The organism is Variovorax sp. P5_A3 (assembly GCF_056400665.1).
In genome coordinates this window covers 92,127-113,848 of record NZ_JBFUKW010000011.1, presented here as the reverse complement: position 1 = coordinate 113,848, position 21,722 = coordinate 92,127, and the positions used below count along the sequence as shown (strand labels likewise).

The following is a 21,722-nucleotide window of genomic DNA, read 5'->3' as shown; positions in this document are numbered from 1 at the left end:
GGCCTGCGAGGGGCCTCAGGTCAGGCCTCGCGCCCTTCCAGCGTCACCAGCGCCGCCTGCGCGAGCCCTTCCCACTGCATGCGCGACCAGTGATCCACATAGCGCCTGAACTGGCGTTGCGTCGAGAGCACCGGAAACGAATCCGTCGACAACTCGCGGATCTGCCTGCAATGCTCGACGATGCGATCCCTGGCGACCTGGGGCTGGAATGCGTCGCCCCCATAAACAGCACCGAGCAGCTCCAGCTCTGCCAGCGTGCCGTGCGCCCAAACCCGATCCGTGATGGCCGCCGTACGAAGCTGCCATTGCGCCAGCTGCCAGGCCACCAGCCACCATTTGCCGTACTCGGTGCGCAACGCACTCAGCGCTCCCTCATCCGGCGCCAGCGCGGGAATGGCTGCGAGCGACAGATACTGCGTCATCACCCAGTGATTGACCGATTCGATCTTCAGTGCCGCTTCGTAGAACTCGCGCGACTTGCGATAAGCCTCGGTACTGCGAGCCACATTGCCGACCAGCGCGTGGATGATGGCGATGCGTTTCTCGCTGGCTGCGCTCATCCCGAGGCGTTCTGCCTTCTCCTTGAGATTGCGCTGCGCGACCGGCCTGTCGCGCCAGGCCGCAAGGTCGACGCGGATCTGGTCGCTGAGCTGGTCGAGTTCGGCGGCGGTCTCGGTGCTGATGGGTGTGCCGGGCCGGGCCGGGTCCGTCTCGTTGCCACGCACCAGGGAGTCCATCCGGTCGAACTTGACCTCCATCTTCGACTTGGTCTGCCGGCTACGAAAGGCGTCCACCTGGGCTTCCAGGTCCGGCGCGACGGCTGCGTACACCACGATGCTGGCCCAGTCGTGGGTGTCCGGCAGGTCGATCCTCAGGCGCTGTCGCAGTTCATGCACGACCCAGCGCGGATCGTTGCCTGCAAGCAGTCCGCTGTAGAGCAGTTCCGCCGCGACGTTCGACGCCCGCATCCACAGCGGAAACTGCGAGGCGATGACCCACGGAATGTCCTGCGCGTGCAGCTCGTGCGCGATGCTGCCGCCCGGTGTCAGCACCGAACTGGCATTGCCGGAATCACAGGTCGCCAGGCTCACCACCGTCGGCGGCTGCTTCGCCCGGCCGTTGGAGTTCATGCTCTTGAGCGCCATCGCGAGGCTCTGCCCGTCGACGACGATGTGCTCGGTGGCCTCGCCTTCCTTGCATAGCACGATGCCGTAGCGGCGGTCCGAGCCGGGCAGCGGCGCACCGTGCGCCAGCAGGTGCACGTGGGTGTAATCCTCGGCCTGGCAGGCATCGCTGATGCTGCGCGCCGTGGCATTGGGCAGCACCGTAAGCAACTTGCGCACCTCGACGACGCGTTCGGCGGGCGTGTCCCTGGCCTTGACCCACGGGTCGATGGCGCGGCGCAGTGCCTCCAGGTGCGCCTGTGCCGGCACGGCGGCAAAGCCTGACGGCGATGCAAAGGCGTAGAGGATCTTCGGCGCGCGGTTCCACTCCGACTGGAGCGGCCGACCGCGGCGAATCTCGCGCGTGATGTTGGTGAGCGTGCGCAGCAACAGCGGCGCACCGGAGCCGGAGGTGTCGGCCGGCGACATCGTCGCTTCGAATGGCACCAGGCCCAGTTCGAAGGCCGAGATCAGCAGCCGTATGTTGACGAGGCGACTCGTATCCCCGCGGGCCGAACGAAGCTCCGACACCAGCTCCGGGATCTTGCCGAGCACCCGTGCGATCGCTTCGCCCAGTTCCTGCAGTTCGGCCGCCCGCTGCGATGCCGCAATGGGCGTGCCGTCGATTTCATAGCGAAGCCGATTCAGCCGCGTGAGCAATTGCGCGTGTTCGAAAGGCAGATGCACGCTGACCGGCCCGTCGGCGCCGCACAGCGCCATGTAGGCGGTCAGCGGCGACAGCAGCTGGTTGTGTGCAGGCCCTGAGCGCAGGAACTCCAGGCGAATATCCCGGACGTCGGATGTATCGCTCATCTCATCCTCTCGTGTAGCGTTGGATCTCGCGCGGTTCGCCGGTTCCGTCGCCTTCGACATGCACCAGCGCCCCGACGGTCCCACCGCCCGGACCGGCGCTGATCGACACGGCGCTGGTCTGGTCCATGACGAACGGCTGTCCGCCGATGCGCGCTTCGTCGATCGTCTTCATGCGCCCGTCGACCAGCACGTTGAACACCTCGGTGAACGCGTCTTCCCGTGCGAGCATGGCCGGCGTGAACTGGAGCAGGCGTATCCACGTCCCGCTGTTGAAGTAGTAGCGCCCCTGGCCCATGTCGATCGCGCGCTCGAGGTGCGTGTGACCGGTGACGATGAAGTCGATCGCCGGCCCGACCGCCGCCGTGACCTTGTCGAAGGTGTCGTCGCGGTCATGGATGTCGAAGGACTTGTCGTCCTTCAGCCAGTCCAGCAGCGCACGGCGCAGCGCCTCGGCCTGGCTGACGCCGGTCAACCAACCGGTCAATCGGTCGATGATCAACTGGGGCGTCCCCAGCGTGCCGTCGACCTGCGCCGTCGGCGACCTGGGCTTGCCGAGATTGCGCTCGGCGTCGAGCAGCATGTCTTCGGCGCTTCCGCCCAGGCCCTGCTTGAGGTTCGGCCCCAGCATCTGCTCCAGCGTCATGGCGGGCGGGGCCCTTGACTCTGGCGGCGGTACGACGACGTCACCCGACAGCCGGGCGTCGACTTGCGCCCCACCGCGTTTCCATTCGCCGACGATGCCGAAGAGCTGGTTGATCTTGCTCGCCTGCGACGGGTCGAGCACCAACAGCGCGCCGACCGCCGCCGAGTTCTCCGGCTTGAGCAAGTCGATCCACGCATAGCGTCGCTTCACCGTGTTCATCACCTCCTTGACCATGCGCGTGCCCGCGTTCGGCTTCCATTCGTCCTGCGGCAACGAGAGCCCGGCATTCATGCGGCGCGACACCCTGGCCAGGTCTTCGTAGCGGTTGTAGTTCCAGTCGTCGACCTCGTTGCCGTGGATGCAGAACACGCGCGAGCGGCCGACCATCGCGGTGTACCCCGCGCCCGCCGTCGAGAATTCGATGCGCGCGCGCGCCGACAGGTCATCGCCGGCCAGCCGCGACAGCACCAGTCGCTGCGATGGCGGGAACGCGATCTCGATGTCGTGGTTGCCGATCACGAACACCAGCGTACGGCCCGGCAGCTTCACGAAGGCGGCCAGCGCCGCCCAGACGGGCGCGAACGAATCGTCGTCCATGATGCGGCGCACCGTCGCTTCCGCGTCGTCGATCGCCACGTAGCCGGCCACGTCCTCGGCGAGCGTGTCGAACACGTCTCCGTTCAGCACCAGCGCCACGCGCCCCTCAGGCCGTTGCTGCGCGAGTCGAAGGATGAAGTTGGCCAGCCGCCCCGATTCACGCAGGATCTGGAAGCCGGGGCGTCCTCCCATGTGCAGGTCGGAAATGGCGTGGAGCTCGTCGAAGGTGGGCAGGTCGCTCATGGTCTTGACGCTTTCTGGCGCTGGTTGTGGCGCCGGCTTGGCAGCATAGGCTGTGACGGCCTGCCTGCCCTCCGTAGAAATGTGGAGTTGTCTCCGTCGTCGTGGGGATGCGCAATCGCCCGGTGTGTGTAACGCTTTGAATCATGCCGCGAGACGATCCTCTCCGAGACCCGCCCGTCGAGGAACTCGACGAGTTCTTCTGGGGCGATCTCCTCGACTACATCGCCGAAGGCCGCGTCGTGGTGGTGGTCGACAGCGAACTGCTCACGGTCAACCACCAAGGCCGCGACATCGGCTTCGATGCCCTGGTGGCAGACCGGCTGGCGGAACGGCTTCGCATCGATACGCGCGGCATCGAAGGCAATCCGCGCCTCGACGACGTGGTGAGTTGCTACCTTGCTTCTCCGCGGGCCCGCAAGGAGGATCTCTACGTTCGTATCGCCCAGGTGGTCAAGGACCTGGATGTCTCGCCGCCTCAGGCCTTGCTGGACCTCGCCGCAGTGCGTGGACTCGATCTCTTCGTGACGCTCGCGTTCGACGGCATGCTCGTGCGCGCCATCGATCTCGTGCGCCACGCAGGCCAGCCGCGCACGCAGGTCGTCGCCTTCGCGCCGAATCGCCCGGCGGATCTTCCGACGCCGCGCGAGCGGCTGCCGGCGCCCACCGTGTTTCACTTGCTGGGTCGGCAGTCCTCGGCGCCTGAGTGGGTGATCTGCGACGAGGATCGCCTCGAATTCCTCCACGCGCTGCAGGAAGACGCGCGCCGGCCGAAACTGCTTTTCGATGCGTTGCGCGAAGACCACCTGCTCCTGATCGGTTGCCGCTTGCCGGACTGGCTGGCGCGCTTCTTCCTGCGCGCGGCGAAAAATGAGCGCCTTTCGTCGAGACGGCAGACGGTGGAATATTGGGTCGACCCTCGGGCGGCCAACGATCCTGCGCTAAAGGACTTCCTGGACGTCTTCAGCCCCGACACGCACCTGATCCGGCTGGATCCGGCGAGCTTTTGCGCCGAGTTGCGCGCGCGATGGGTGCAGCGCCATCCCGAGGGGCTCCCCTCGGTTCCCGCAACCGGGCTGAAAACGGCCAGCGTGGAGGGGGCGGTGTTCATCAGCTATTCGAGCCAGGACACGGCGGCGGCAACCCGTCTGGCGCAGACCCTGGATGCGGCCGGAATTGACGTCTGGTTTGATCACAACGAACTGCAAGCCGGCGACGACTGGGACCGCCGCATCCGCCGGGGTGTGGAGGACAGCAGTCTGTTCGTTCCCCTTATCTCGGGCGCTACGCAGGACAGGGAGCATCGCCGCGATTTCTTCTGGCGCGAATGGAATGCCGCTGACGAGCGGGCGAGGGGTCTCGCGCCCGACGAGCCGTTTCTGGTGCCGGTCGTGATTGACGATACGCCACCCTATGGCAGCGTCGTGCCGGATCGCTTCCGAATGACGCAATGGACGGCGCTTCCCGATGGGCAGGCGACACCGGTCTTTGTCGAACGCGTGCGCGACCTGTACCGAAAGATCTCGGGTCGCGCGCAACGGTCCTGATATGTGTGAAGCCATCGCCCCCGTTGTCCCGAACTGCGAGCGACTGACGCGGACGCACCCGTGGCCCGGGCTCGCTCCCTTTGCCGAGTCGGATCGCCAATTCTTCCGCGGACGCGAGCGCGAGTCCGATGAACTCGCCCGCCTGGTCCGGCGCGAAGCGCTGACCGTACTGTTCGGCCGCTCGGGGTTGGGCAAGACCTCGCTGCTGGGTGCGGGACTCTTTCCGAGATTGCGCGAAGACCTGTACCTGCCCGTGCAGATCCGGTTGGCGCACGGCGCCCACATGTCGTTGCGTGAACAGGTCTGGCAAGCGATCGACATGGCTTGCCGGCAAGCTGGCGCCGAGGGAACGGTGCCGTTGTTCGACTCGACCTTGTGGGAGCACTTCCACCGGACGGATGCGGGCTACTGGAATGCTCGCAATCGTGCACTCGTGCCCGTGCTCGTGCTCGATCAGTTCGAGGAGATCTTCACGCACGGCGCGGCCGATGAGCCGACCCGGAAGTCCACGACCGAATTCGTGGCCGAACTCGCGGACCTGATCGAAGATCGTCCGCCGGAGGTATTCCGGCGTGCGCTCGAAGCCGACCCCACTCTGTCGGAGCGCATTGATTTTCGGCGTCGCGGATGCAAGGTGGTGCTGAGCTTCCGCGAGGACTTCCTGGCTGAGATGGAGGGTCTGCGCGGGCGCATTCCCTCCCTCATGCGAAACCGTTACCGCCTGTTGCCGATGGATGGCCTGCAGGCACGCGAGGTCGTCGCAAGTGGCGGCTCGCTGGTCGAGGGCGATGTGGCAGATCGCATCATCGGTCTGGCATGGCGCAATCGGGCCGAGGCGCCGACGCCGGAGGACTTCGAACGCATGGAGGTCGATCCGGCGCTGCTCAGCGTGATCTGCAGCGAACTCAATCTGCGCCGCATCACGCAGGGCAGCTCCCGGATAGGGGCCGATCTGCTGGCCGGCGCGGAGCGCGAAATCCTCGTCGACTTCTACACGCGCTCGCTACAGGACCTCGACCCGCGCGTGCGCATCTTCGTCGAGGATGAACTCATCACCGAGGGCGGCTTCCGCGACAGCCACGCATTGGAAGATGCGCTGAAGCTTCCGGGAATCACGAGCGAGGCGGTCGACCGTCTCGTGGCGCGCCGGTTGCTGCGTGTCGACGACCGGTTCGGCGTGCGCCGACTCGAACTGACGCACGATGTGCTCACACGCGTCGTCCAGGACAGTCGCGACGCGCGCCAGGGTCGCGAAGCCGAAGCGGCTGCCGCCGAGCGCGAGCGTGTGGCCCTGGCCGCCCAACAGCGCAATCGGCGCCAGGCGGCGTGGATCGCCGCCGCCGCTGTGCTGGCGCTCGGGCTCGTCATGGGCGCGGGTGTGTCGATCCGGAAGGCGATGCTCGCGACACAAACGCTGGAACTCGCCAAGAAGAAAAGCGATGACGCCAGGCTGGCTGCCGATCGCGCCCAGCTCGAGGCGCAACAGGCCAAGCTGGATGCGGAACAGGAGCGCGCGAAAGCGAATGCCGCCATCGATGAGTCCAGACGCATGGCCGCGGACGCGGAATACGCGCTGGAGCAGGTGCGAATGATCAGCAGGACTGCCACCAAGCAGCAACAGATGGCGGATGAGGCCAAGGCTCGTGCAGAGCAACTTAACCGCGAGGCACTGGCGACCAACCTGATCGTCAATGCGCGGTCCGCGCAAGCCTCTTCGACGGGGCAACCAGACCTGGCCCTGCTGCTCGGCGCCGAAGCCAGCCACGGCTATCCCGATCGGCTCGATGCACAGCTCGCGCAGTTGAGCCGGTTGATCTCCGCAGACGGCTTGCGCAAGCTGATACGGATCGACGGCGCTGTCACCAAGGCCGCGATCAGTCCCGATGGACGCCGCGGCGCGGTGGGCACCGAACGCGGAGACATCGTCGTGGTCGACCTGTCGACCTGGAACGTTCTCCGGCGCTGGAAGGCGCATGGCGGGCGGGTGCTCAACCTGGCTTTCGACGCGGACGGATCGCGCCTCGTTTCATCGGACGGCAGCCCGACCGTGTACGCCTGGCAGGCGACCAGCGGGAAGAAGATAGGTCAACTCCTCCGCGATGCAAAGGACGGCGCACCACAGCAGATGCTAGTGAGCCCGCGCGGTCATTTCGTTGCGATTGCCGGACAAGGAGGGAAGGTCGAGCTGTGGCCGGTGCCGGGCAAAGGCGAAGCCACTTCGATCCGCGCTCAGGGCGCCGTCGCCGAGCGTGATGTGGTGTGCATGTCGTTCAACACGGACGAGGGCACGCTGGTCTACGGCGGTGCGGGCGGGGTGAAGGCCATGACCCTTCCGGACGGCGACGACGTGCCGATGCCACGGACGTCCCAGGCGATTCTGGCGCGCTCGCCCGATTGCCGCTTCGATGTGGAACTCGGCAAGGATGCCCAGGGCAAGGCGATCGTGCAGCTTCGCCAGGCCATCGATGGAACGATCTCCGGTTCGCTGGGCGCGGGCAATGCGGACACCCCGGTCAAGTTCGAGCGCCGCGGCAAATTCGTTGCCGTCCGAAACGGCGACACGACCACCGTGTGGGGTACCGAGCCGCTGCGCGAAGTGGGTCGCGTCCGGCACGAGGATGACCCACGCCAGATGCACGCCATGGAGATCGATGCGGACGGTCGGTGGCTCGCTAGAAGCCTGGAAAAGGGCGACGTCACGATCCAATCGACAGCAGACGGTGCGATACGCGTCAGGACCAGGTTGCCGCAGGCGGTCGACGCCTTCGCGTTCTCGCCTTCGGGCGATGCCGTCGCGGGCGTGAGCTATGGGCAGGAGCGGGCACATCCGATCTGGCGGCTCGCCGCACCCTCGGTCCTGCGTTCCCCTGATGGGGAGCACAAGGCAGAAGAAATCGAGTTCAATCGCGCTGGCACCATCCTGGCCACTGTCGAGCCCAGCAGGCCGACCGAGCATCTCTGGGCGGTCGGCAACGCGCGGCACTTGCGCACGGATGCCGATAGGCTGGCCGCGGCGTTCAGTCCGGACGGGTCGCGGCAGGCCGTCCTGCGCGCCGTCGGCGCCATCGAAGTACTGGACACTCGCGACGGGCGTGTCCTGCTGCGATTGCCCAAGCCGGCAACCGCCGATCCTGGTCGCTTCGCGATCAGCAAGGACAACCAGCGCATCGCGGTGACGCAAACCGACGGCACCATCCACATTCACGAGATTCGTGCGGGAGGCCGTGAGAAAGTGATCCAGGGCGAGCGCAATGTCGAAGCGATCGCGTTCAGTCCCGATGGCAGGGCACTCGCCATGGGTGGGTCCGACGGCGTAGTACGCCTGCACCGTTTCGACGCGCGCGTTCAGGGCGCCCCGCTTCCGGATCCTCACAACGGTCGGGTGCTTGAAGTGGCGTTCAGCCCCGACGGAACGCGGCTCGCGACGGGGGGTGAAGACAACAAGGCGATCCTGCGCGATGTGGCCAGCGGTCAGACGGTCGCCAGTTTCCATCACGAGTGGGACGTCGACCGGCTGGTGTTCATCGAAGGTGGCGAGGCCCTGGTGAGCGGCAAGTCAAAGGGCGGGCGCGACGTATGGGATGTCCGCCAGGGCCGGCGACTGGCCCGTCTGCGCGATCCGGATGGCGACGTGACCAGCGTGGACATCAGTCCGACAGGACGCAGAGTTGCGCTGCTGCATTCGGACGACACGGTCACCCTGCGAAGCTGGGACGCCGCCACCATGCTGACGGACGCGTGCGAAATGGCCGGCCGCAATCTCAGTTGCTCCGAGTGGAGGCAGTTCATGCCCGACCAAGCCTACCGCAAGACATGCCCGGCCTATCCGGCGCCCGTTCCGGCGTGCCGGTAAGCCGACGGCAAGTGCGCGCGCTGCCCTGCTCAGCCCTGCGCCCGAAACAGCAGCGCGCGCAGCGCGGCCGGCTGGACCGGCTTGCGCAGGGCCTGCCAGCCGCGCTCGCGAGCAAGTTGCTGCATCGCGTCGTCGATATCGGCGGATACAAGTGCGATGGCGAGGTGCGGCCTGAGCCGCTGAAGTTCGGTGGCCAGGGCGATGCCATCCATCTCGCCGGGCAGCCGGATGTCGCAGAGCGCAACATCGACCGTCGATAGGTCGGCGAGCGCCAATGTTTCCGCCGCGCTGGCGTAGACGCTCGGGCTGGCGCCCCAGAGTTGCAGCAGCGCGGCAATGCTGTCGGCCACCACGGCGTTGTCTTCCACCACCAGCACGGCGAGGCCGGGACGCAGCGCCGCGCCACCCTGCTTGCCCGGGGCCAGCTCGGCGACCGGCGCCGCGGCAGCCGCCAGCGGCGCGCCGTGCGGCGCGGCCGGCAGCACGAAGCCGAACACCGACCCTCGCCCGGGGGCCGAGCGCAGCGTGACCAGTATGCCCAGCCGCTGCGCCAGCCGTCGGACGATGGCGAGTCCCAGCCCATGTCCGCGCTGCAGGTTGCGCTCGACGTTGCCGACCTGCTCGAAGTCGCCGAACACCCGTTCCTGCGCCTCGGGCGCGATACCGATGCCGGAATCCCGCACCTCGATGCGCCAGCCCTCGCTGCGCTGCCTGCACGCCAGCAGCACGCGACCGTGGGGCGTGAACTTCAACGCGTTGTCCACCAGGTTGCCGAGGATGCGCCGCAGCGTGACCGGGTCCGTCCACGCCGCTGCGTCCGCCGGGCAGCGCACCCGCACGCGGCCACTGCCGGCCTGGCGCGCGAACTCGTTCAGCAGCGGCGCGAGTGCGATGGCGGACGGCGTGATGGGATCGGCGGCGGCCTCGATGCGTCCGATCTCCAGGAGTTGGTTGGTGAGGGCCTCGAGCGCCTGCTGCGCCCGCGACAGTGCGGCGACGGTGTTCTGCACCGTGAGCCTGTCCTCCCCGGCATCGAGTTGGTGGCGCAGCACTTCTGCCTGCAGCCCCATGGCCATGACCGGCTGGCGCAGGTCGTGGTTGGCCGCCGAGAAGAAGCGCAGGCGCTCGGCCTGGGCCTGCTGCGATTCGCGCAGACCGGCCAGTGCCTGCTCGCGCAAGGTGCTTTCGTTGTGGCGCAGGCCGATGTTTTCCTCGAGCTGGCGCGAACGCTCGGCCACCAGCCGCCAGACCATCGCGAGCAGGCCGATGCCGAGCACCGACAGGACCACCATGGCGGGCGACCCGAAAGTGATCCCCATCAGGATCACCGGCCCCAGCAGCAGCGTGATGGCGAGCTGCATCGCCGGCGTGTAGTACGAGACCGAGAACACCGACGACAAGGTCATCGCCATGATCACCAGGCCGAGCATCAATTGCGCCGTGCTGTCGGCGGGGTTGAAGAGGAGGATGCCCGCCGCGCCATGCGCGCCCTCGTGCGCCGCGATGCGCAGCGTGTGCAGGCGCAGCGCTGGCGGCAGGTTCTCGGGCGTCAGGTTCTCCGGCAGGCGCTGCGGAAAGAAGCCCCGGTAGGCCGTGGTCGCGGCGATCAGCGCGATCCAGATGCCTGCATAGAGGCGAGAGTACTGCCAAGCGAACAATGCCGCCACGCCGCAATCGAGCAGGAACTGCACCAGCAGCACCGGCCCGCTGGGCTGGGCACTGAGCCGGAGCACCTCGCAGTGGACGGCAAACCGATCGGCTGGCGTTGCCTCTGGATGTTCGGGTGCGGGCGAGGAGCTCATCGGCGAAACGCACTATAGAGCAGCTACAAGGCAAGTCGGTCGCGGCGACAATCGCCGGGTGAACGATCTTTCCCTTTTTCTCCCTTGCGCCGCCGGCGTCGAGGATTTCCTGGCGCAGGAAGTGCACGCGCTGACCGGACGCGTGGGGCAGGATCTGCTCACGCTGCGCGGCGGCGTTCGCGTGCGCGCCGACTGGCGCGACGCGCTCAAGCTCAACCTCCACAGCCGGCTGGCCCAGCGCGTGCTGATCGAACTGGCGCAGGCGCCCTACCGCAGCGAGAACGATCTCTACGCCATCGCGAGCGGCGTGGCCTGGGAGATCTGGTTCACGCCGAAGCAGACCTTCAAGATCGAGACCACCGCGCAGCACAGCCCGCTGCAAAGCCTCAACTTCGCCACACTGCGCATCAAGGACGCGATTGCCGACCGCTTCCGCGCAAAGGCGGGCGGCATTCGCCCCAGCATCGAGACCCAGTGGCCCGACACCCGCGTGTTCGCACACCTGACGACCGATCTCTGCACGCTCTACATCGACACCTCCGGCGAGCCGCTCTTCAAGCGCGGCTGGCGGCAGGACAAGGGTGAGGCACCACTGAAGGAAACGCTCGCCGCCGCCATGCTGGCCGCGAGCGGCTGGTGGAGGCCGGAAACCGGGGAGGTTGCCGCCCAGCCGTTGTACGACCCCTGCTGCGGCAGCGGCACCATCGCGATCGAGGCCGCGCAGATCGCGGGCGGCATCGCGGCGGGCTCGCTGCGGCGCTTCGGCTTCGAAAAGCTGCTGCCCTTTCAGCCGCACGTCTGGGCTGCGCTTAAAGCCGAGGCCGTGCCGGAGGCCGGCGCGGACGCGAAGGAGCCCACCATCTTCGGTTCGGACGTCTCGCACCGCATGGTCGACTTCGCCGAGCGCAATGCCGAGCGCGCGGGCGTCGCACAGGCCGTGCAGTTCCGCGGTGGCGACGCGCTGCAGCGCATGCCGCCGGTCGAGTCCGGCGTGATCGTGCTGAATCCACCCTATGGCGAGCGCATCGAGGTCGGCGGCGTCGCGCGCGGCCGACGCGCTGACGACGCGCCCGCAACACGTGGGCGAGAAGAGGCGCAGACAGAAGACGGCGGCGAGTTCTTCGTGCAACTCGCGAGCCATTGGAAGAAGAACTACGCCGGCTGGACCGCCTGGGTGCTCACGCCGGACCTGCAGCTCCCCAAGCGCATGCGCCTGAAGGAATCGCGCCGCGTGCCGATGTGGAACGGGCCGATCGAGTGCCGGCTGTTCCGCTTCGACATGGTGGCTGGATCGGCGCGTACGCGGGCCTGATCCCGCCTTTCACCCCTCAGCGTAGCGCGTGCGCGCCAGGGCGGCGCCTGCGGCCAGCGCCTGCAGCTTCTTCAGCGCCACTTCGCGGTCCATCGGCGCCAGCCCGCAATTGGTGCATGGCAGGAGCCTTTGCTTCGGCACGAATTGCAGCGCCTGCCCGATGGTGTCGGCGATCTGCTCTGGCGTCTCGATGGTGTCGCTCGCCACGTCGATCACGCCCACCATCACGTCCTTGCCGTCGAGCAGGCTCATCAGGTGCGGCGGCACATGCGAATGGAAGCACTCCAGGCTGACCTGGTCGATGCTGCTCTTCGCGAGCGCCGGGAACACCTCCTCGTACTGGCGCCACTCTTCGCCGAGCGTCGCTTTCCAGTCGACGTTGGCCTTGATGCCATAGCCATAGCAGATGTGGACCGCCGTGGTGCAGGTCAATCCCCGCGCGGCACGTTCCAGCGCCTGCACGCCCCAGTCGGCGGCGTCCTTCATGTAGACATTGAAGGCGGGCTCGTCGAACTGGATGATGTCCACGCCATCGGCACGCAGCGCATGGGCCTCCTGGTTCAGCAGGTCCGCGAAGGCCATGGCCATTTTCACGCGATCGCCGTAGAACCTGTCGGCCACGGTGTCGACGATGGTCATCGGGCCTGGCAGCGTGAACTTGATCCTGTGCGTGGTGTGGGCGCGCAGCAGGCGCGCCTCGGTCGCATGCACCCGGCCCTTCAGCCGCAGTTCCGACACCACCTGCGGCACCATCGCGTCGTAGCGGTTGTTGCGGATGCCCATCTTGACCTTGTGATCGAAGTCGATCCCTTCGACCTGCTCCAGGAAGCCGTGGACGAAATGCTGGCGCGACTGCTCGCCGTCTCCGATCACGTCGAGGCCGGCGTCCTCCTGCGCCTTGATCCACAGCAGCGTGGCGTCGGCCTTGGCTTGCGCCAGCTCGGCGCCTTCCGATTTCCATTGCGGCCAGAGCTTGTTCGTCTCGGCCAGCCACGCCGGCTTGGGCAGGCTGCCCGCGATGGTCGAGCTGAAGAGGGGGCGGGTCATGGGGCGTCTCCGAAAAATCAGGGCGTAGCGTACGCGAACAAGCAAGCTCTGCGCACCTGGGACAGAATGCACGCCCATCCGGATTCGAACACCCAAACAAGCACTACCTCATGACCGATCTGTCCGCTTTCCTGATCACGAAGAAATGGCCTGCCCGGCACCCGGACCGCCTTCAGCTCTATTCGCTGCCCACGCCCAACGGCGTCAAGGTGTCTATCATGCTGGAGGAGACGGGCCTGCCCTACGAGCCGCACCTGGTCAGCTTCGAGACGCAAGACCAGATGTCGCCGGAATTCCTCTCGATCAACCCCAACAACAAGATCCCGGCCATCCTCGACCCCGACGGTCCGGACGGCAAGCCGCTGGCGCTGTTCGAGTCGGGCGCCATCCTGGTCTACCTGGCGGGCAAGACGGGCAAGCTCATGCCCAAGGACACGGCGGGCCGCTACGAGACCCTCCAATGGGTCATGTTCCAGATGGGCGGCATCGGGCCGATGTTCGGCCAGCTCGGCTTCTTCAACAAGTTCGCCGGCAAGGCCTACGAGGACAAGCGCCCGCGCGATCGCTATGTCGCCGAATCCAGACGCCTGCTCCACGTGCTGGAGCAGCGCCTGAAGGACCGCGCCTGGATCATGGGCGACGCCTTCAGCATCGCCGACATCGCGACTTTCCCGTGGGTGCGCAACCTGGTCGGCTTCTACGAAGCGGGCGATCTCGTGGGGATCAGCGACTTTCCGAACGTCAATCGCGTGCTCGCGGCCTTCGTCGCGCGGCCCGCGGTGGTGAAGGGCCTGGGCATCCCGAGTCGAGGCTGAGGGCGGCCTGCGGACAATCCTTGATGAGCGTCGTCATCGACACCAACATCGTCCTGGACCTGCTGGTGTTCGACGATCCCGAGCGCGCGCCGCTGGCGGACGCGCTGGCCACGGGCGAACTGAGCTGGCTCGCCACGGCAGCGATGCGCGACGAACTCGCGCGCGTGCTGGGCTATCCCCTGATCGTCGAACGCCTCGCGGCCAAGGGACGAGGCGCTGACGAAGTGCTCGCCGCTTTCGATGCGCAGGCGCAGGTGGTCGAGCCTGTGCCGGCACGCGCATCGTGCATCTGCCGCGACCCGGATGACCAGATCTTCATCGACCTCGCGGTCGCGCACCGTGCGCGGCTCCTGAGCAAGGACCGCGCGGTCCTGTCGATGCGCAAGCGCCTTGCCGCGCTCGGCGTCGCCGTGTCGCGGGACTAGCGCACCGAACTCGCGAGAAGGTCACGCGATGCCGCCGACCGTCGATGTCCCAGGCGGGGCATTCGCCAGAAAGTCGACAAACGCCCGCACCGCCGGCAGCATCCCCCTGCGCGACGCGAAGGCGGCCTGAACCTCACCCTGCCCACTCGCCCATTCCGGCAGCAAGACCTTCAGCAGGCCCCGTCGGATTTCATCCTGGCAGATCATCTCGGGCAGCAATGCCAGTCCAAGGCCTTCCAGCGCGGCGTGCTTGAGGGCGAACATATCGTCGGTCACGAGGCGCGGCGTGTGCGCGACCTCGATCGATGCGTCTCCGTTCATGAGCACCCACGCGTAGCGATCGCCCTGGCCGGGCATCGACAGCGTGGGCCAGTTCGAAATGTCCTGCGGAGTGGAAAGAGAGGGTACGGCCATCGAGAGGCCGGCACTCGCCACCAACACATCGCGCACCACCGACAGGCGCCGCACCACCAGGCTTGAGTCGGCAAAGGGCGGCCTGCGCACTCGCAGTACCACGTCGGTGTATTCCTCCACGGGATCGACGGAGCGGTTGGTCACCGTGAGCAGTACACGCACCTTCGGAAACTCTCGCATGAACTGCGCGAGCAAGGGCGTGAGCCAGAACTGGGCCAGGGTCATCGCGCAACTGACGCGCAGCAGCCCCTGCGGCTCGGAAGCAGCCTGATGCACGACCTCGGTCGCCGACTCGCCCAGGGTCACGACCGCCTGGCAGCGCTCGTAGAACAACTGGCCGACCGAAGTCAGCGTCAGCCTCCGGGAAGTGCGTTGCAGCAAGCGGACCCCGAGCCGTTCTTCCAGCGATGCGATGCGCCGGCTCAGCTTCGACTTGGGAACGCCCAGCTTTCGACTGGCGGCGGTGAAGCCGTGGTGTTCCACCACCTTGGCAAAGAAAACGAGGTCGTTGAAGTCTTCCAAGCGGGGGTTCCTCTTGACCAATGTTGCACCGAGGATCGTCCCTCTGATGGAACGATACGTTCCGGGGAGGCCAATTGTCTTCTCATTGTCCTATGGAGATCATTCAAACCCATCGGTTGGTCAACATCTGGAGTACCCGAAACCATGAAGCTCGCCACGTTTCGCCATCAGGGTTCGGAGAGGATCGGCATGGTCGACGGCAGTGAAATCGTCGATCTATCGAGCGACCCGGATGCGCCTGCCGACTTGCGCAGCCTGATTGCGCGCGGAAGCGAAGGCCAGGACTGGGCACTGCGGGCCTCGAGAAGCCGTATGCGTCTCCCCCTGTCGCAGGTGCAGCTTTGCGCTCCGGTGCCGGCGCCGCAGAAGTTCCTGGCCTTGGGCGGCAACTACGCCTCGCATCTCGCGGAGGCTGAGAAGGTCGGGTTGATACGCGCCCCGGGGCAGGTGTGGTTCAACAAGCAGGTCTCCTGTGTCACCGGACCGTACGACCCGGTGCACAAGCCGTGGGTCTCGGACCAGTTCGACTACGAGGGTGAACTCGGCGTGATCATCGGAAAGCGATGCCGGCACGTGCGCGCCGAAGACGCGGACGAAGTCATTGCCGGCTATGTGGTGGTCAACGACATGAGTGTTCGCGACTGGCAGATGCGCGCACCGACGCATACGCTGGGCAAGTCTTTCGATACCCACGGGCCTTTCGGTCCGTGGCTCGTGACGCGCGACGAGATTCCCGATCCGCATGCATTGCGCATCCGCACCTGGGTCAACGGCGAGCTGCGCCAGGACTCGAATACCGCACAGATGATCCATCGCATCGAGGCCATGGTGGCCGAGCTGTCGACGGCGTTCACGCTGGAGCCCGGCGACGTTCTTTCCACCGGCAGTCCCGCCGGCGTGGGTGGCCTGATGGAGCCTCCGTGCTACTTGAATCCGGGCGACGTCGTGCGGGTGGAGATCGAGTCGATCGGCGCGATCGAAAACCGTGTGATCCCGGAGCCTCGGCCCTGGGCCGCTCGCCCTTAACGCGTAGGTCCGAGGGGGCCAACAACAGGCAAACCTGGAGACACGAAATGAAGACCCGCAACCTGCCTGATGCCAGTGCAAACCCCATCCGTCCGGCAAAGCTCGCGCATGTCGTGCTGCGCGCGTCCGACCTCAAGCGCTCGCGCGAGTGGTACCTCAAGGTGCTCGAGGCTCGCCCGACGTTCGAGAACGAGATGGTCTGCTTCCTGACCTATGACGACGAGCATCACCGGATCGGCCTGATCGGGCGCTCCGATCTCGACGGTACGGGTGACGATCACCCGGGCCTGGAGCACATCGCCTTCACGTATGCGTCGCTGGGCGAGTTGCTGGCGACCTACCGTCGTCTGATGCAGATCGACATCCGGCCGTACTGGACGATCAACCACGGTCCGACGATTTCGCTCTACTACAAGGATCCGGACGGCAACCGGCTCGAATTGCAGCATGACGTCTTCGAGCGCGCCGACGATCTTGCCGCGTTCTTCGCCAGCGGCGCGTACGAAGAGAACTTCATGGGCGTTACCTTCGATCCCGAGAAGTTGATACAGCGCTTCGAGGCAGGCGAGCCGCTGACCGAGATCATGGTGCGGCCCAAGCTGGGAGCAGGCAAGACGCCGTTGGACATGTTCGTGCCTTGAGTGAAAGCTGGCCGATGGCACACGACCCCCTTCCACACCGTGACCCTCCAGCCCTACGTCCAAGGGGTTACCCCCAAGGAGGGGCATCGGTCCTGCCCCCATGACAGGTTCCTTCCTGCGCCGGCCCTCGGACACTCGTGCCTTCAGACCGTCGCCTCGAAAGGAACATCCATGTCCATCACCGCCAAGCCCATCGCCGGCGCCAAGCTGCTCACGCCCAAGGATCACACGCTGATCATGATCGACTTCCAGTCGCAGATGGCCTTTGCGACGCATTCGATCGATGCCATCACATTGCGCACCAATGCCGCGCTGGTGGCGCACTCCGCGGCCGGGTTCGGCGCATCGACGATCCTCACGACCGTGGCCGAGAAGAGCTTCTCCGGCCCGATGTTCGATGAAATCACGGCCGCCTTCCCGGAGCAGAAGATGATCGACCGCACGTCGATGAACACCTGGGAAGACGCCAACGTGATCAAGCGCGTCAACGAGATCGGCAAGGACCGCCTCGTCCTCGCCGGCCTGTGGACCGGTGTCTGCATCGTCGGGCCCGCACTGTCGGCGCTCGACCAGGGCTACGAGGTCTACGTGATCGCCGATGCCTGCGGCGACGTCTCCGCAGAAGCCCACAACCGCGCGATGGACCGCATGGTGCAGGCCGGCGCGCGGCCGATGACCTCGCTGCAATACCTGCTGGAGCTGCAACGCGACTGGGCGCGCACCGAGACCTACGACATGACGACCGGCATCGCGAAGAAGTTCGGCGGCGCCTACGGGCTCGGCATCATCTACGCCAGGAGCATGTTCGGCGCACACGAAGGCTGAGCAGGCAAGGAGCGGCGATGAAGCCCTATGTCGTTTCCCTGGCGATCGGTCTGCTGGTCGGGGTGATCTACGCGCTGTTCCAGGTGCGCTCGCCGGCGCCGCCGGTGATCGCGCTGGTCGGCCTGCTGGGCATCCTGGTCGGCGAGCAGCTTCCGCCGCTGGTCAAGCAGTTCTTCGACAAGAGTCCGCCCGCCACCTCGTGGCTGCATCACCAGGTCAAGCCGCACATGTTCGGCGAGCTCCCACAGTGCGACAAGCAGGCGAAGTCCACGGCGTCGTCCGTGCCGCCCACGCCGCCGAAGGAGACGTGATGCCTTCCCCGGACCTGATCCTGCATCACGGGCAGTTCACCACGCTCGACCGCTCCAACCCGACGGCGACGGCGGTCGCCATCAGCGATGGCCGGTTCACCCACGCGGGCCGCGACGAGGACATCCTGCCGCTTGCAGGCGCGGAAACGAAAGTCATCGACCTCGCGGGGAAGCGCGTTCTGCCAGGCTTGATCGACAGCCACCTGCACATCATCCGCGGCGGGCTCAACTTCAACCTCGAACTGCGCTGGGACGGCGTGCGCAGCCTCGCCGATGCGATGGAGATGCTCAAGCGACAGATCGCCGTGACGCCGGCGCCGCAGTGGGTGCGCGTGGTCGGAGGCTTCACCGAGCACCAGTTCGCGGAGAAGCGCCTGCCGACGCTCGAAGAACTCAACGCCGTTGCGCCGGACACGCCGGTCTTCATCCTGCATCTCTACGATCGCGCCCTGCTCAACGGCGCCGCATTGCGCGCGGTGGGTTACACCAGGGACACGCCCGCGCCGCCCGGCAGCGAGATCACGCGCGACGCCGCGGGCAACCCGACCGGCCTGCTGCTGGCCAAGCCCAACGCCGCCATCCTCTATGCGACACTGGCCAAGGGGCCCAAGCTGCCGCTCGACTACCAGATCAACTCGACGCGCCACTTCATGCGCGAACTCAACCGCCTGGGCGTCACCGGCGCCATCGACGCCGGGGGCGGCTTCCAGAATTATCCCGAGGACTACCAGGTGGTCCAGCAGCTCGCCGATGCCGGCCAGCTCACCATCCGGCTCGCCTACAACCTCTTCACGCAGAAGCCGAAGCAGGAGAAGGAGGACTTCCTGAACTGGACCGCCACTTCGACCTACAAGCAGGGCGACGACTACTTCTGCCACAACGGCGCGGGCGAGATGCTGGTGTTCTCCGCCGCCGACTTCGAGGACTTCCGCCAGCCGCGTCCCGACCTGGGTCCGGAGATGGAAGGCGACCTGGAAGATGTGGTGCGCATCCTCGCGCAGAACAAGTGGCCGTGGCGCATGCACGCCACCTACGACGAGACGATCGAGCGAGCGCTCGATGTCTTCGAGAAGGTCGACCGCGACACCCCCCTGGCTGGCCTGAACTGGTTCTTCGACCACTGCGAGACCATCTCCGAGAAGTCCATCGACCGCATCGCGGCACTCGGCGGCGGCATCGCGGTGCAGCACCGCATGGCCTACCAGGGCGAGTACTTCGTCGAGCGCTACGGACCCGGCGCCGCCGAGGCCACGCCGCCGGTCGCACGCATGCTGGAGAAGGGCGTGCAGGTCGCGGCGGGCACGGATGCGACCCGCGTCGCCTCGTACAACCCGTGGGTGTCGCTGTCGTGGCTGGTCACGGGCAAGACGGTCGGCGGCATGCAGCTCTATCCGCAGCGCAATTGCCTGGACCGCGAGACAGCCTTGCGCCTGTGGACCGACAACGCGACCTGGTTCTCCAACGAGGTGGGCAAGAAGGGCCGCATCGAGGCGGGCCAACTGGCGGACCTGATCGTGCCCGACCGCGACTTTTTCGCGTGCCCCGAATCGGAGATCGCCGACACCACCTCGCTGCTGACGATGGTCGGCGGCAAGATCGTCTATGCCGCGGGCGCCTTCAAGGCGAGCGACGAGAGCATCCCGCCGACGGCCATGCCCGACTGGTCGCCGGTGCGCACCTTCGGCGGCTACGGCGCCTGGGGTGATCGCCAGGACGGTGCGCCGATGCAGGCCGCATTGCATCGAGCGGCGATGGCCTGCGCCTGCGCGAACGACTGCAACGTGCACGGCCACCGGCACGCGACGGCGTGGAGCAGCCGGCTGCCCATCGCGGATCTGAAGAGCTTCTGGGGCGCGCTCGGTTGCGCGTGCTGGGCGGTCTGATGGAAGCGGTGCGCCGACTCATGACGTCGCCGTGGGTGCGATGGCTCGGCGCGCTCGGCCTCGCGGGCTTCACGCTGTTCGCGACCTTCGTCGCCAACCGCTTCTGGGAGATGGGCCCGCCCGAGCGCTTCATGGTCGCGAATTCCTTCTTCGAGCACTGGGGGCTGATCGGTGGCTTCGTGCTGGTGGCCTGGCACGACCTCCGGCGGGTGCGCGACGATGGCTGAACCCCAAGGCAGCTTCGCACCCTTGCGCCAGCCGGTGTTCGCCGTGCTGTGGGCGGCCACGGTGCTCGGCAACATCGGTAGCTTCATGCGCGACGTGGCGAGCTCGTGGATGGTCACGGAGCTGTCTGCCAGCCCGACCGCCGTGGCGCTCATCCAGACCGCGGCGACGCTGCCGATCTTCCTGCTCGCGATTCCCGCGGGCGTGCTCTCCGACATCCTCGACCGCAGGCGCTTCCTCATCTTCGTGCAGGTGCTGCTGGCCGCGGTCAGCGGCACGCTGCTGGTGCTGGCGCAGACGCACACGCTCACGGTCGAGTACCTGATCGTGCTCACCTTCATCGGCGGCATCGGCGCCGCGCTGATGGGCCCGACCTGGCAGTCGATCGTGCCGGAACTGGTGCCACGCGAAGAGCTGAAGAGCGCGGTGGCGCTCAACTCGCTCGGCATCAACATCTCGCGCGCCATTGGGCCGGCGGCCGGGGGGCTGCTTCTCGCGAGCTTCGGCGCGGCGCTGACGTACGGCGTCGACGTGCTGAGCTACGTCTTCGTCGTGGCGGCGCTCTTGTGGTGGCGCCGGCCTCCGGTGACCGAGAGCGGGCTGTCCGAGCATTTCCTGAGCGCCTTCCGCGCCGGTCTGCGCTACACGCGCGCCAGCCGAGAACTGCACGTGGTGTTGTTGCGTGCGCTGGTGTTCTTCCTTTTCGCGAGTTCGGTGTGGGCGCTGCTGCCGCTCGTAGCGCGGCAAATGCTGAACGGGACGGCCGGCTTCTACGGCATCCTGCTCGGCGCGGTGGGCGTCGGCGCGATCGCGGGCGCGGTGCTGATGCCGAAGATGCGCGCGCGGCTCGATGCCGACGGGCTGGTGCTGCTGGCTTCGCTGATCGCGGCCGGCGTGATGGCGGGCCTGTACTTCGCGCCGCCGCAGTGGGCCGCGGTCGTGCTGCTGCTCCTGCTCGGGGTGGGTTGGATCGTGGCGCTCACCACGCTCAATGGCGTCGCGCAGTCGATCCTGCCAAACTGGGTGCGCGGTCGCGGCCTCGCGGTCTACCTCACGGTCTTCAACGGGGCGATGGCCGCCGGCAGCCTCGGCTGGGGCCTCATCGCGCAGCAGATCGGCGTGCCGATGGCCCTGCTGGTGGGCGCCGTGGGGCTGGCGGTCGTTTCCATCGGTTTTCACCGGGTCAAGCTGCCGACCAGTGAGGCGGACCTGCAGCCCTCCAACCACTGGCCCGAGCCGCTGATGGCCGAGCCCGTCGCGAACGATCGCGGGCCGGTCCTGGTGCAGGTCGAATACCGCGTTCGCAAGGCTGACCGCGTGGCCTTCGTGCAGGCCATCCAGCGCCTGTCACTGGAGCGGCGCCGCGACGGCGCCTATGCCTGGGGCGTCACCGAGCACACGGGCGATCCCGAGCGCATCATGGAGTGGTTCCTTGTGGAATCGTGGGCGGAACACCTGCGCCAGCACCGCCGCGTATCCCATGCGGATGCGGATGTGCAGGCCGAGATTCTCAAGTTCCACACCGGACCGGGCCAACCTGAGGTACACCACTTCCTCGCGCTCGACGTGGAGAGCGCGGCAAGCAGTCAGGAAATCCAACAACCCAGGAGTGCATGAA

Annotated in this window: 16 protein-coding genes and 1 pseudogene; 12 read left to right on the top strand and 5 right to left on the bottom strand. The window is 66.8% G+C overall.

Annotation, left to right across the window (positions count from 1 at the left end; translation table 11 throughout):
* Positions 1-20: 20 nt before the first annotated feature.
* Entirely contained in the window at positions 21-1,976 is a 1,956-nt protein-coding gene (locus AC1D3B_RS18850) for a CHAT domain-containing protein (protein ID WP_478192184.1), read from the bottom strand.
* 1 nt (position 1,977) lies between these two features.
* Positions 1,978-3,459: a metallophosphoesterase gene (locus AC1D3B_RS18845; RefSeq protein WP_478192183.1), complete on the bottom strand. Its 1,482-nt coding sequence runs from the start codon at positions 3,457-3,459 to the stop codon at positions 1,978-1,980.
* A 143-nt stretch (positions 3,460-3,602) separates the two neighbouring features.
* On the opposite strand from AC1D3B_RS18845, the gene AC1D3B_RS18840 reads away from it, so the two are divergent.
* Together AC1D3B_RS18840 and AC1D3B_RS18835 are read left to right on the top strand one after the other, a co-directional pair.
* On the top strand, positions 3,603-5,003 hold the full coding sequence (locus AC1D3B_RS18840) for a toll/interleukin-1 receptor domain-containing protein (protein ID WP_478192182.1): 1,401 nt from the start codon (positions 3,603-3,605) through the stop codon (positions 5,001-5,003).
* A gap of 1 nt (position 5,004) precedes the next feature.
* Entirely contained in the window at positions 5,005-8,856 is a 3,852-nt protein-coding gene (locus tag AC1D3B_RS18835) for a WD40 repeat domain-containing protein (RefSeq protein ID WP_478192181.1), read from the top strand.
* A 29-nt stretch (positions 8,857-8,885) separates the two neighbouring features.
* Here the strand turns inward: AC1D3B_RS18835 and AC1D3B_RS18830 are convergent, their stop codons facing one another.
* Positions 8,886-10,658 (bottom strand): sensor histidine kinase, encoded by a 1,773-nt coding sequence (locus tag AC1D3B_RS18830; protein WP_478192180.1) that lies wholly within the window; start codon positions 10,656-10,658, stop codon positions 8,886-8,888.
* A gap of 58 nt (positions 10,659-10,716) precedes the next feature.
* Here AC1D3B_RS18830 and AC1D3B_RS18825 point away from each other — a divergent pair, with 58 nt between their 5' ends.
* Positions 10,717-11,970 carry a THUMP domain-containing class I SAM-dependent RNA methyltransferase gene (locus tag AC1D3B_RS18825; protein WP_478192179.1) on the top strand — a complete coding sequence of 418 codons (1,254 nt, stop codon included), beginning with the start codon at positions 10,717-10,719 and terminating at the stop codon, positions 11,968-11,970.
* Positions 11,971-11,979: 9 nt separating this feature from the next.
* Here AC1D3B_RS18825 and AC1D3B_RS18820 read toward each other — a convergent pair whose 3' ends face one another.
* Positions 11,980-13,017, bottom strand: coding sequence for a methionine synthase (locus tag AC1D3B_RS18820; protein WP_478192178.1), 1,038 nt, complete (start codon positions 13,015-13,017; stop codon positions 11,980-11,982).
* A gap of 110 nt (positions 13,018-13,127) precedes the next feature.
* Between AC1D3B_RS18820 and AC1D3B_RS18815 the strand changes: the two genes are divergently transcribed.
* Together AC1D3B_RS18815 and AC1D3B_RS18810 are read left to right on the top strand one after the other, a co-directional pair.
* On the top strand, positions 13,128-13,832 hold the full coding sequence (locus AC1D3B_RS18815; protein WP_478192177.1) for a glutathione S-transferase N-terminal domain-containing protein: 705 nt from the start codon (positions 13,128-13,130) through the stop codon (positions 13,830-13,832).
* Between the two features lie 23 nt (positions 13,833-13,855).
* On the top strand, positions 13,856-14,257 hold the full coding sequence (locus tag AC1D3B_RS18810; protein WP_478192176.1) for a putative toxin-antitoxin system toxin component, PIN family: 402 nt from the start codon (positions 13,856-13,858) through the stop codon (positions 14,255-14,257).
* A 21-nt stretch (positions 14,258-14,278) separates the two neighbouring features.
* Here AC1D3B_RS18810 and AC1D3B_RS18805 read toward each other — a convergent pair whose 3' ends face one another.
* Positions 14,279-15,193 carry a LysR substrate-binding domain-containing protein gene (locus AC1D3B_RS18805; RefSeq protein WP_478192175.1) on the bottom strand — a complete coding sequence of 305 codons (915 nt, stop codon included), beginning with the start codon at positions 15,191-15,193 and terminating at the stop codon, positions 14,279-14,281.
* Between the two features lie 144 nt (positions 15,194-15,337).
* Here AC1D3B_RS18805 and AC1D3B_RS18800 point away from each other — a divergent pair, with 144 nt between their 5' ends.
* From AC1D3B_RS18800 to AC1D3B_RS18770, 7 genes and pseudogenes are all read left to right on the top strand, one after another.
* A complete protein-coding gene (locus AC1D3B_RS18800) occupies positions 15,338-16,219 on the top strand; it encodes a fumarylacetoacetate hydrolase family protein (protein ID WP_478192174.1) in 882 nt (293 codons plus the stop codon).
* A gap of 47 nt (positions 16,220-16,266) precedes the next feature.
* Positions 16,267-16,860 carry a VOC family protein gene (locus AC1D3B_RS18795; protein ID WP_478192173.1) on the top strand — a complete coding sequence of 198 codons (594 nt, stop codon included), beginning with the start codon at positions 16,267-16,269 and terminating at the stop codon, positions 16,858-16,860.
* Positions 16,861-17,031: 171 nt separating this feature from the next.
* Positions 17,032-17,685 (top strand): hydrolase, encoded by a 654-nt coding sequence (locus tag AC1D3B_RS18790; protein WP_478192172.1) that lies wholly within the window; start codon positions 17,032-17,034, stop codon positions 17,683-17,685.
* A gap of 17 nt (positions 17,686-17,702) precedes the next feature.
* The gene (locus AC1D3B_RS18785) at positions 17,703-17,996 is read left to right on the top strand and encodes a XapX domain-containing protein (RefSeq protein WP_478192171.1); all 294 of its coding nucleotides are present in this window, start codon (positions 17,703-17,705) and stop codon (positions 17,994-17,996) included.
* Entirely contained in the window at positions 17,996-19,879 is a 1,884-nt protein-coding gene (locus AC1D3B_RS18780) for an amidohydrolase (protein ID WP_478192170.1), read from the top strand. Before AC1D3B_RS18785 ends, AC1D3B_RS18780 begins: the two co-directional genes overlap by 1 nt.
* Before the next feature lie 32 nt (positions 19,880-19,911).
* Positions 19,912-20,106 (top strand): annotated as a pseudogene (locus AC1D3B_RS18775) (DoxX family protein); the annotation flags it as partial.
* On the top strand, positions 20,099-21,721 hold the full coding sequence (locus tag AC1D3B_RS18770; RefSeq protein ID WP_478192169.1) for an MFS transporter: 1,623 nt from the start codon (positions 20,099-20,101) through the stop codon (positions 21,719-21,721). The pseudogene AC1D3B_RS18775 and the gene AC1D3B_RS18770, both read left to right, overlap by 8 nt.
* Position 21,722: the final 1 nt, after the last annotated feature.

Excerpts from the sequence above, each read along its gene's own strand:
- AC1D3B_RS18850 (WP_478192184.1), bottom strand. The coding sequence starts at position 1,976 with ATGAGCGATACATCCGACGTCCGGGATATTCGCCTGGAGTTCCTGCGC.
- AC1D3B_RS18845 (WP_478192183.1), bottom strand. The coding sequence starts at position 3,459 with ATGAGCGACCTGCCCACCTTCGACGAGCTCCACGCCATTTCCGACCTG.
- AC1D3B_RS18840 (WP_478192182.1), top strand. The coding sequence starts at position 3,603 with ATGCCGCGAGACGATCCTCTCCGAGACCCGCCCGTCGAGGAACTCGAC.
- AC1D3B_RS18835 (WP_478192181.1), top strand. The coding sequence starts at position 5,005 with ATGTGTGAAGCCATCGCCCCCGTTGTCCCGAACTGCGAGCGACTGACG.
- AC1D3B_RS18830 (WP_478192180.1), bottom strand. The coding sequence starts at position 10,658 with ATGAGCTCCTCGCCCGCACCCGAACATCCAGAGGCAACGCCAGCCGAT.
- AC1D3B_RS18820 (WP_478192178.1), bottom strand. The coding sequence starts at position 13,017 with ATGACCCGCCCCCTCTTCAGCTCGACCATCGCGGGCAGCCTGCCCAAG.
- AC1D3B_RS18815 (WP_478192177.1), top strand. The coding sequence starts at position 13,128 with ATGACCGATCTGTCCGCTTTCCTGATCACGAAGAAATGGCCTGCCCGG.
- AC1D3B_RS18810 (WP_478192176.1), top strand. The coding sequence starts at position 13,856 with ATGAGCGTCGTCATCGACACCAACATCGTCCTGGACCTGCTGGTGTTC.
- AC1D3B_RS18800 (WP_478192174.1), top strand. The coding sequence starts at position 15,338 with ATGAAGCTCGCCACGTTTCGCCATCAGGGTTCGGAGAGGATCGGCATG.
- AC1D3B_RS18795 (WP_478192173.1), top strand. The coding sequence starts at position 16,267 with ATGAAGACCCGCAACCTGCCTGATGCCAGTGCAAACCCCATCCGTCCG.
- AC1D3B_RS18790 (WP_478192172.1), top strand. The coding sequence starts at position 17,032 with ATGTCCATCACCGCCAAGCCCATCGCCGGCGCCAAGCTGCTCACGCCC.
- AC1D3B_RS18785 (WP_478192171.1), top strand. The coding sequence starts at position 17,703 with ATGAAGCCCTATGTCGTTTCCCTGGCGATCGGTCTGCTGGTCGGGGTG.
- AC1D3B_RS18780 (WP_478192170.1), top strand. The coding sequence starts at position 17,996 with ATGCCTTCCCCGGACCTGATCCTGCATCACGGGCAGTTCACCACGCTC.
- AC1D3B_RS18770 (WP_478192169.1), top strand. The coding sequence starts at position 20,099 with ATGGCTGAACCCCAAGGCAGCTTCGCACCCTTGCGCCAGCCGGTGTTC.